This window comes from Pseudomonas sp. PDM28, from assembly GCF_019219115.1.
In the GTDB taxonomy this organism is placed as follows: Bacteria; Pseudomonadota; Gammaproteobacteria; order Pseudomonadales; family Pseudomonadaceae; genus Aquipseudomonas; species Aquipseudomonas laurylsulfatiphila.
On the sequence record NZ_JAHUWG010000014.1, the window covers coordinates 118,070 to 127,180 of the forward strand.

Genomic DNA, 9,111 nt, shown 5'->3' on the forward strand with positions numbered 1-9,111 from the left:
CGACGGGCCGCGCAAGCGGCTCGTTTTCAGCACCGTGCCTGCCCGGCGGGCACGGTGTTCTTTTAGCCTGATCAGAGTTTCCCATGTCTGAATTTCTCAACGACCTTTCGCTGGCCGAACTGACAGCGCCCATCAACGAGGGGAGCGGCGAAGACCTGAGCTTTTCCACCTTGTTCGATCAGGTGAAAGAAGCACGGCGAGCAGACCCCGACTACCTGACCCAGGGTGACTGGCAAACCGACCTGAAGTCATCCGACTGGGACCTGACCCTCACCCTGGCTGCCCAAGGCCTGGCTCGCCAGAGCAAGGACCTGATGCTCGTCGCCTGGCTCAGCGAAGCCCTGGCGCACAAGCACCATTTCACCGGTATCACCTTCGGCCTGACCCTGGCTGAACGCATACTGGACAATTTCTGGACCGACCTCTTCCCGTCCCTCGAGGATGGGGTCGATGAACGCGCTGCCCGCCTGGCGTGGATGAAAACGTCGCTGGCGGATGTGGTGGGCGGACTGCCCATCACCCAGGGCCAACAGTACGGCCTGCTGCGCTATGACGAATCCAGGCACGTGGAAAACCTTGGGTTGCAGAACCCCCAGGCCATGCGTGCCGCTCTCGACGAAGGCAAGATCAACGCCGAGGTGTTCCAGCGTTCGGTGGTGCTGACCGACTCCGATCACCTGCGCCTCAAGGCCGACGAAATAGCCGCCAGCCTGAAGGCCTGCCAGCAGCTGCAAAGCACTGCCGACAGGCTGTTCGGCCATGACGCGCCGAGTTTTGCCGGGCTCCACGACGTGTTGTCCCGCGCCGGCCAACTGGCAGAGAAACTGCTCAAGGATCGCGGCATCGAACTGAACCCGGCCCCTGCCGCGCCCACCCCGGCCGTCTCCGAAAGCGCTGGCGCACAACCCACAGGTGCTGCAATGACCCAGACCCGGCAAGAGCTTCCAGTCACACCGCTGCGCACCACGCCACAGACCCGCGACGAGGCGTTCACCCTGCTGGCGGGTATCGCGCAATTCTTCAAGCAGACTGAGCCCCAGAGCCCTGTCCCCTACCTGATCGAACGCGCGATCAAATGGGGCAACATGCCGCTCGAGGGTTGGCTGAATGATGTGATCAAGGACAGCAATGTGGTGGACAACATCCGCGACGTGCTGGGGACCAAGGAAGCGAAGTCCTGATGGACAGCCGGTAGCAAACCTGACGCACCGCTTGACGCCGCTTCACCGCTGATCCCCTTCCTTACCCTTCTCTCCTCCCCCCTGCCGGGCCTGTGCCCGGCGTAATCCCCTGCCTGCCGTTTGTCCGCTGCGACCGGTGGCACACACTTTTGCACGCCATCCGGCCAGAAACTCCGTTCGGGGACTTGTGCTTCCGGTATTATGGTATACCATCAGACGCACAGACACCCAAAACCTCCACGGAGCAGCTCATGAGTTTCGAAATCCGCAAGATCGTCAGCTATGTCGAAGAAACCTTTATTGAAGGCGGCAAAGCCACCGATAAGCCCGTGACCATGGTCGGTCTGGCCGTGGTGATGAAAAACCCCTGGCTGGGCAACGGTTTCGTCGAAGACCTGAAACCACAGATCCGCGCCAACTGCTCCGACCTCGGTGCACTGATGGTTGAGCGCCTGGTGGGCATCATCGGCGGTGCCGAGAAGATCGAGGCATACGGCAAGGCTGCGGTGGTCGGCGCCGATGGCGAAATCGAGCACGCTTCGGCGGTGATCCACACCCTGCGTTTCGGCAACCACTACCGCGAAGCGGTCAAGGCCAAGAGCTACCTGAGCTTCACCAACAAGCGCGGCGGCCCGGGCACTTCGATCCAGATCCCGATGATGCACAAGGACGACGAAGGCCTGCGTTCGCACTACATCACCCTGGAAATGCAGATCGAAGACGCCCCGCGTGCCGACGAAATCGTCGTGGTCCTGGGTTGCGCCGACGGCGGCCGCCTGCACCCGCGCATCGGCAACCGCTACATCGACCTGGAAGAACTGGCCGCCGAAAAAGCCCAGTAACCGGCCGGCAGAACGACAACAAGAAGGCATTGCAGGAGCGCTCCATGATTCGGCTCACCGCTGAACTCACCCCGGCTGGCACCAGTTACCTGGCGACCGGCCAAGGCCAGCCCGTGGTCTTGATCCACGGCGTGGGCCTGAACAAAGAAATGTGGGGCGGCCAGATCGTTGGCCTGGCCACGAAGTACCGCGTCATCGCCTATGACATGCTCGGTCATGGCGCCAGTCCGCGCCCGGAGAGTGGCACACCGCTGCTCGGCTATGCCGACCAGTTGCTGGAGCTGCTCGACCACCTGCAATTGCCCAAGGCAACGGTGATCGGCTTTTCCATGGGCGGGCTGGTGGCGCGGGCGTTTGCCCTGCACTACGCGCAACGCCTGGAAGGCCTGGTGGTGCTAAACAGCGTGTTCAACCGCAGCGCCGAACAGCGCGCGGGGGTCATCGCCCGCACCAGCCAGGCCGCCGAACACGGGCCGGACGCCAATGCCGAAGCGGCGCTGTCGCGCTGGTTCAGCCGCGAATACCAGGCCGCGAACCCGGCGCAGATCGCCGCGATTCGCCAGACCCTGGCCGGCAATGACCCTCAGGGTTACCTGACTACTTATGAACTGTTCGCCACCCAGGACATGTACCGCGCCGACGACCTGGGCAGCATCCGCGTGCCGACGCTGATCGCCACCGGCGAACTGGACCCCGGCTCGACCCCGGAAATGGCCCGGCAACTGGCCGAACGCATTCCCGGCGCGACCGTTGCCGTGCTCGCCGAGCAACGGCATATGATGCCCGTAGAATCGCCGCGCCTGGTCAACCAGCTGTTGCTGGAGTTTCTGCAGGCCGCGCACTCCCAACAAAACCAGATCAAGGGGATCGTTGCATGACACTCGCACGCTTCCAGATGTGCATCGGCGGTGAATGGGTCGATGCCCTGTCCGGCAAGACCTTCGAAAGCCTCAACCCGGCGCTGGCCGAGCCTTGGGCCGAATTGCCCGATGCCGACGAAGCCGATGTCGAGCGCGCCGTACAAGCCGCGCAAACCGCTTTCGACAGCCCGGCCTGGCGCGGCTTGACCGCCACTGCGCGCGGCAAATTGCTGCGGCGCCTGGGCGACCTGATCGCCGAAAACAAGGAACAACTGGCGCAGCTGGAAAGCCGCGACAACGGCAAGCTGATCCGCGAAACCCGTGGCCAGGTCGGTTATCTGCCGGAGTTCTTCCACTACACCGCAGGCCTGGCGGACAAGCTCGAAGGCGGCACCCTGCCGCTGGACAAGCCGGACCTGTTTGCCTACACCGTGCACGAAGCCATGGGCGTGGTCGCCGCGATCATCCCGTGGAACAGCCCGCTGTACCTGACCGCGATCAAGCTCGCTCCGGCCCTCGCAGCGGGCAACACCATCGTGATCAAGCCGTCGGAGCACGCCTCGGCGACTATCCTCGAACTGGCGCGCCTGGCCCTGGAAGCCGGGATTCCGCCGGGGGTGGTCAACGTCGTCACCGGTTACGGCCCGAGCACCGGAGCCGCCCTCACCCGCCATCCGCTGGTGCGCAAGATCGCCTTCACCGGCGGCGCGGCCACGGCGCGGCATGTGGTGCGCAGCAGTGCGGAGAACTTCGCCAAACTGTCGCTGGAACTGGGCGGCAAATCGCCGAACATCATCTTCGCCGACGCCGACCTCGACAGCGCGATCAACGGCGCCATCGCCGGGATCTACGCCGCCTCCGGGCAGAGCTGCGTCTCCGGTTCGCGTCTGCTGGTGCAGGACGAAATCTACGACGAGTTCGTCGGTCGTCTGGTGGAACGCGCCCAGCGCATTCGCATCGGCAACCCCCAGGAAGACAGCAGCGAAATGGGCCCGATGGCCACCGCGCAGCAACTGGCGGTGGTCGAAGGCCTGGTGGCCGATGCCATTGCCGAAGGTGCGCGTCTGCGCCTGGGTGGCAAGCGTCCGCAGAATCTGGGCGACGGCTGGTTCTACGAACCGACGCTGTTCGAGTGCGACCGCAACTCGATGAAGATCATGCAGGAAGAAGTCTTTGGTCCGGTGGCCTCGGTCATCCGTTTCAAGGACGAAGCCGAAGCCCTGGCGATCGCCAACGACTCGCAGTTCGGCCTCGCCGCCGGCATCTGGACCCGCGACCTGGGCCGGGCCCACCGCTTGGCCCGGGACGTGCGTTCGGGGATCATCTGGGTCAACACCTACCGCGCGGTCTCGGCCATGGCGCCGATCGGCGGTTTCAAGAACAGCGGCTATGGACGCGAAAGCGGCATCGATTCGGTGCTGGCCTACACCGAGCTGAAAACGGTGTGGATCAACCTGTCCCAGGCACCGATGCCTGATCCCTTCGTGATGCGCTAGGAGTCCTGGAAAATGATCGAACCCGGCATTTACAAAGACGTTATGAGCTCGTTCCCCTCCGGGGTCACGGTGGTCACCACCCTGGACCCGGACGGCGGCATCGTCGGCATCACCGCCAGCGCCTTCAGTGCGTTGTCGATCGACCCGGCACTGGTGCTGTTCTGCCCCAACTACGGCTCCGACACCTACCCGGTGCTGCGCGACAGCAAGCAGTTCGCGATTCATTTGCTGTCCGCCGAGCAGACCGCCGAAGCCTATGCCTTCGCCGGTAAAGGCAAGGACAAGGCCAAAGGCATCGAGTGGCACCTGAGCGAACGGGGCAACCCGATCCTGGCCAAGGCAACCGCGATCATCGAGTGCGAACTGTGGCGCGAATACGACGGCGGTGATCACGCGATCATCGTCGGCGCGGTGAAGAACCTGATCCTGCCCGAGCAACCGGTGACGCCGATGATCTACCACAAAGGCAAGCTGGGGCCGCTGCCTGCCCTGGCTTGATGGTTCACCACAAAACCCTGTGGGAGCGAGCTTGCTCGCGATAGCGGTTTATCAGTCGACATTGATGTTGAATGTCAGTCCGCCATCGCTGGCAAGCCAGCTCCCACAGGGTTCGCGGTGCAGTACAGACTTATTCAATTTCTCAGGAGCCGGCATGAGCCCAGCAGCCTCGTTACTGTTCCGCCAGCAGGCCTACATCAATGGCCAATGGCTGGATGCGCCCGACGGTGCGCAACAGGACATCTTCAACCCGGCCACCGGTGAGTTGATCGGCCAGGTGCCGAACCTCGGCGCCGGGCATGCGCGCCTGGCCATCGAGGCCGCCAACAAGGCCTGGCCGGCCTGGCGGGCGCTGACCGCCAAAGAGCGCAGCAATACGCTCAAGCGCTGGCATGCCCTGATGCTGGAAAATGCCGACGCCCTGGCCGAAATCCTCACCCTCGAACAAGGCAAGCCACTGGCCGAAGCCAAGGGCGAAATCCTCTACGCCGCAAGCTTCATCGAGTGGTTCGCCGAGGAAGCCAAGCGCATCTACGGCGACACCATTCCCAGCCACAAGGGCGATGCGCGCATCGTGGTCAGCAAGGAGCCGATTGGTGTGGTCGCAGCCATCACGCCGTGGAATTTCCCGGCGGCGATGATCACCCGCAAGGCCGGCCCGGCGTTGGCCGCCGGTTGCCCGTGCATCGTCAAGCCGGCTCCGGAAACACCCTTCTCGGCACTGGCCATGGCTGCGCTGGCGGAACAGGCCGGCATTCCAGCGGGTATTTTCAACGTGATCACCGGCGACGCCATCGCCATCGGCGCCGAGCTGACCAGCAGCCCTCTGGTGCGCAAACTGTCGTTCACCGGTTCCACCGCCATCGGCAAACTGCTGATGGCCCAGTGCGCACCGACGCTTAAAAAAGTCTCGCTGGAACTGGGCGGCAACGCGCCGTTCATTGTCTTCGACGACGCCGATCTGGAACGCGCCGTCGACGGTGCGCTGATCGCCAAATTCCGCAACGCCGGGCAGACCTGCGTCTGCGTCAATCGCTTCCTGGTGCAGGCCGGCATCCACGACGCCTTTGTCGCACGCCTTGCCGAGCGGGTTTCGCAGCTCAAGGTCGGCAGCGGTTTCGAAGAAGGTGTGACCCAGGGCCCGCTGATCAACGAGCGTGCCGTGGCCAAGGTCGAAGAGCACGTGCAAGACGCCCTGGCCCTGGGTGCACGACTGCTGTGCGGCGGCGAGCGTCATGCGCTGGGCAACGGTTTCTTCCAGCCGACCGTGGTCACAGGCGTCACCCCACAGATGAAAGTCGCCCGCGATGAAACCTTCGGTCCGCTGGCCGCGGTGTTCCGTTTCGACACCGAAGCCCAGGCCATCGAGATGGCCAACGACACCGAATTCGGCCTCGCCGCCTACTGCTACACCCGCGACCTGGGCCGCGCCTGGCGCATGAGCGAGGCGCTGGAGTACGGCATGGTCGGGATCAACGAAGGGCTGATTTCCACCGAAGTCGCCCCCTTCGGCGGCATCAAGTCCTCGGGGCTGGGCCGTGAAGGCTCCAAGTACGGCATCGAGGATTATCTGGAACTCAAATACACCTTGATGGGCGGCCTTTGAGCCGCGCGTTCAACCTGTAAGAGCCGGCTTGCCGGCGAATGCGTCCTCAAGAACGCCATCGCCGGCAAGCCGGCTCCTACAGATCCGTGCCCCCACAGGAGACAATCGGAATGAACAACGAAAAATACGAAAAAGGCCTGAAGATCCGCACCCAGGTGCTGGGCGAAGCCTACGTCAAGCGCTCCATCGAGAACGCCGACGACTTCACCCGACCGTTGCAGGAGATGGTCACCGAGTATTGTTGGGGTCATGTCTGGGGCCGTGAGGGTTTGTCCCTCAAGGAACGCAGCATGATCAACCTGGCGATGATCTCGGCCCTCAACCGGCCCCATGAACTCAAGCTGCATGTGCGCGGCGCCTTGCGTAACGGCCTGAGTCGTGAGCAAATACGCGAAATATTGCTTCAGGTGGGCATCTATTGCGGTGTCCCCGCTGCCGTAGACAGTTTCCGGCTCGCCCGTGAAGCCTTCGCCGAAGCCGATGCCGAGGCCTCCAGTTAACCCTTGGCTGTTTGATCCGACCGAGCACCGGGATTCCCGTAATCGAAGTGCTCTTTTTGCATGGACAGCCACAATCAGAGCGGACCCCATGAAACGCCTGCCACTCGACGACAGCTTCAAGGTCAATCGCAACCCCGTCACCCTGCGCGAAATCGTGCTGGATAAACTGCGAAGCGCCATCATGAACTTCCAGCTCCTGCCGGGAGACCGTCTGGTCGAACGCGATCTGTGCGATCGCCTGGGCGTCAGCCGTACTTCCGTGCGCGAAGCCTTGCGTCACCTGGAATCCGAAGGCCTGGTGGAGTTCGCCGATGCCAAGGGCCCGCGTGTCGCGATCATTACCCTGGCCGACGCCGTGGACATCTACGAGCTGCGCTGCGTGCTCGAAGGGCTGATCGTGCAACTGTTCACCCTGCGCGCCAAGGCCAAGGACATCAAGGCCCTGGAAAAAGCCCTCGAGGAAAACCGCAAGGCGCTCAAGGACGGCGAACTGCAACAGGTCATCGACTCGGTGCAGGGTTTCTACGACGTGCTGCTCGAAGGCTCGGGCAACCATGTCGCGGCCACTCAGTTACGCCAGTTGCAGGCACGCATCAGCTACCTGCGCGCAACCTCGGTGTCCCAGGAAAACCGTCGCGGCGCCAGCAACCAGGAAATGGAACGCATGGTCGAGGCGATCAAGGGCGGCGATCCGCTGGCCGCCCACCAGGCCTGCGTCGACCACGTGCGCGCGGCCGCTGCCGTGGCCCTGGACTACCTCAAGCGCAAGCAGGAAGAAACCGGCGACGTCCCGGCGATCACCCTGCCCATCGCGCTGAAAGAACCGCGCATAGGTCGCTGAGATGTTCAGCCCGAGCTTTTGCCCCAGGTGCGGCAGCGCTGATCTCGGTCAGCAGCTACCGCCGGGCGATACGCACGAGCGCCTGATGTGCCGCGGTTGCGGCTACATCCACTACATCAATCCGAAAATCATCGCCGGCTGCATCATCGAGCAGGACGGCAAGTACCTCCTGTGCCAGCGCGCCATCCCGCCGCGCCCCGGCACCTGGACCCTGCCCGCGGGCTTCATGGAAAGCGGCGAGACCACCGAACAGGCGGCCTTGCGCGAAGTCTGGGAAGAAAGTGGCGTGCGTGCGGAAATCGTCTCGCCCTACTCGATTTTCAGCGTGCCCAGGATCAGCGAGGTGTACATCATCTTCCGCGCCATCGCGCTGGAGATCACCGGGCAATACGGCCCGGAAACCCTCGACTACAAGTTCTTCGCGCCTGAGGAGATTCCTTGGGACAGCATCTATTATCCGGCGATCCGGCAGATTCTCGAGCGTTATATCGAGGAGCGGCAGGCCGGGGTTTATGGCATTTACATGGGCAATGATGACAGCGGGAAGATTCACTTTATTCGCTGATCCCCCTGTGGGAGCGAGCTTGCTCGCGATGGCTGCGTTGCAGGCGGCGTTTTTTTTTGAAGGTGTACCTATACGTTTCTGCGGTAACGGCGGCTAATGGTTCCGCCCTTACGGCGGGTCACTTGGAAAAGCCCCAAGTAACCAAGGGCTCCTGCCCCTTACATTCGGTGCCTCGCCTAGGCTCGGCATACCCTCGCTCCGGTCCTGCTCCGTGGGCCCGCCGCCATCGGCCATCCATGGCCGGGGGCGGCTAACCCGGCATCCATGCCGGGTTGCCCACTGCGCAGAACCTGCGCTCGGCCTCACGAGGGGGCGTACACCGCAACAGCGTCCGAGGCGGCCTACCGGCCGGCCTGGTTGTTGGGTTCGTTCGTCTGTGAGGTACATGTCGACTGGCCGGCCGCCATCGCGAGCAAGCTCGCTCCCACAGGTACTCAGTACATCAGCAAGATTTCGGTCGGCTGGCAGACCGCCTTCGCGAGCAGGCTCGCTCCCACAGGTATTCAGTACATCTGCAAGATTTCGGTCGGCTGGCAGGCCGCTTTCGCGAACAAGCTCGCTCCCACAGGTACTCAGTACATCAGCAAGATTTCGGTCGGCTGGCAGGCCGTCATCGCGAGCAAGCTCGCTCCCACAGGTATTCGGTACATCTGCAAGATTTCGATCGGCTGGCAGGCCGTCATCGCGAGCAAGCTCGCTCCCACAGGTATTCGGTACATCTG

The 9,111-nt window shown here is 63.1% G+C and carries 9 protein-coding genes and 1 pseudogene; all 10 read left to right on the plus strand.

The genetic code is table 11. The annotated features are described in order from the left end of the window. Positions 1-83 precede the first annotated feature (83 nt). Positions 84-1,181: a type VI secretion system protein TssA gene (gene tssA / locus KW841_RS27870; RefSeq protein WP_218480534.1), complete on the plus strand. Its 1,098-nt coding sequence runs from the start codon at positions 84-86 to the stop codon at positions 1,179-1,181. A gap of 251 nt (positions 1,182-1,432) precedes the next feature. Then, positions 1,433-2,023, plus strand: coding sequence for an amino acid synthesis family protein (locus KW841_RS27875; RefSeq protein ID WP_007978708.1), 591 nt, complete (start codon positions 1,433-1,435; stop codon positions 2,021-2,023). A 44-nt stretch (positions 2,024-2,067) separates the two neighbouring features. After that, entirely contained in the window at positions 2,068-2,901 is an 834-nt protein-coding gene (locus KW841_RS27880) for an alpha/beta fold hydrolase (protein WP_007978706.1), read from the plus strand. Further along, entirely contained in the window at positions 2,898-4,379 is a 1,482-nt protein-coding gene (locus KW841_RS27885; RefSeq protein ID WP_102675643.1) for an aldehyde dehydrogenase, read from the plus strand. The genes KW841_RS27880 and KW841_RS27885 overlap by 4 nt, the downstream gene beginning before the upstream one ends. 12 nt (positions 4,380-4,391) lie before the next feature. Next, positions 4,392-4,877, plus strand: coding sequence for a flavin reductase family protein (locus KW841_RS27890; protein WP_007978701.1), 486 nt, complete (start codon positions 4,392-4,394; stop codon positions 4,875-4,877). A gap of 154 nt (positions 4,878-5,031) precedes the next feature. After that, positions 5,032-6,483, plus strand: a complete 1,452-nt coding sequence (locus tag KW841_RS27895) for an NAD-dependent succinate-semialdehyde dehydrogenase (RefSeq protein ID WP_218480535.1) — start codon at positions 5,032-5,034, stop codon at positions 6,481-6,483. A 110-nt stretch (positions 6,484-6,593) separates the two neighbouring features. Further along, positions 6,594-6,983, plus strand: a complete 390-nt coding sequence (locus tag KW841_RS27900; RefSeq protein ID WP_104447626.1) for a carboxymuconolactone decarboxylase family protein — start codon at positions 6,594-6,596, stop codon at positions 6,981-6,983. A gap of 88 nt (positions 6,984-7,071) precedes the next feature. Beyond that, complete coding sequence (locus KW841_RS27905) at positions 7,072-7,824, plus strand: GntR family transcriptional regulator (RefSeq protein ID WP_007978695.1); 753 nt, start codon at positions 7,072-7,074, stop codon at positions 7,822-7,824. A gap of 1 nt (position 7,825) precedes the next feature. After that, complete coding sequence (locus tag KW841_RS27910; protein WP_218480536.1) at positions 7,826-8,389, plus strand: NUDIX hydrolase; 564 nt, start codon at positions 7,826-7,828, stop codon at positions 8,387-8,389. Positions 8,390-8,749: 360 nt separating this feature from the next. After that, positions 8,750-9,111: pseudogene (locus KW841_RS27915) on the plus strand (hypothetical protein); the annotation flags it as partial.

Coding starts and splice junctions, on each gene's coding strand:
- KW841_RS27890 (WP_007978701.1), top strand. CDS start 4,392: ATGATCGAACCCGGCATTTACAAAGACGTTATGAGCTCGTTCCCCTCC.
- KW841_RS27900 (WP_104447626.1), top strand. CDS start 6,594: ATGAACAACGAAAAATACGAAAAAGGCCTGAAGATCCGCACCCAGGTG.
- KW841_RS27905 (WP_007978695.1), top strand. CDS start 7,072: ATGAAACGCCTGCCACTCGACGACAGCTTCAAGGTCAATCGCAACCCC.
- KW841_RS27895 (WP_218480535.1), top strand. CDS start 5,032: ATGAGCCCAGCAGCCTCGTTACTGTTCCGCCAGCAGGCCTACATCAAT.
- KW841_RS27885 (WP_102675643.1), top strand. CDS start 2,898: ATGACACTCGCACGCTTCCAGATGTGCATCGGCGGTGAATGGGTCGAT.
- KW841_RS27880 (WP_007978706.1), top strand. CDS start 2,068: ATGATTCGGCTCACCGCTGAACTCACCCCGGCTGGCACCAGTTACCTG.
- tssA (WP_218480534.1), top strand. CDS start 84: ATGTCTGAATTTCTCAACGACCTTTCGCTGGCCGAACTGACAGCGCCC.
- KW841_RS27910 (WP_218480536.1), top strand. CDS start 7,826: ATGTTCAGCCCGAGCTTTTGCCCCAGGTGCGGCAGCGCTGATCTCGGT.
- KW841_RS27875 (WP_007978708.1), top strand. CDS start 1,433: ATGAGTTTCGAAATCCGCAAGATCGTCAGCTATGTCGAAGAAACCTTT.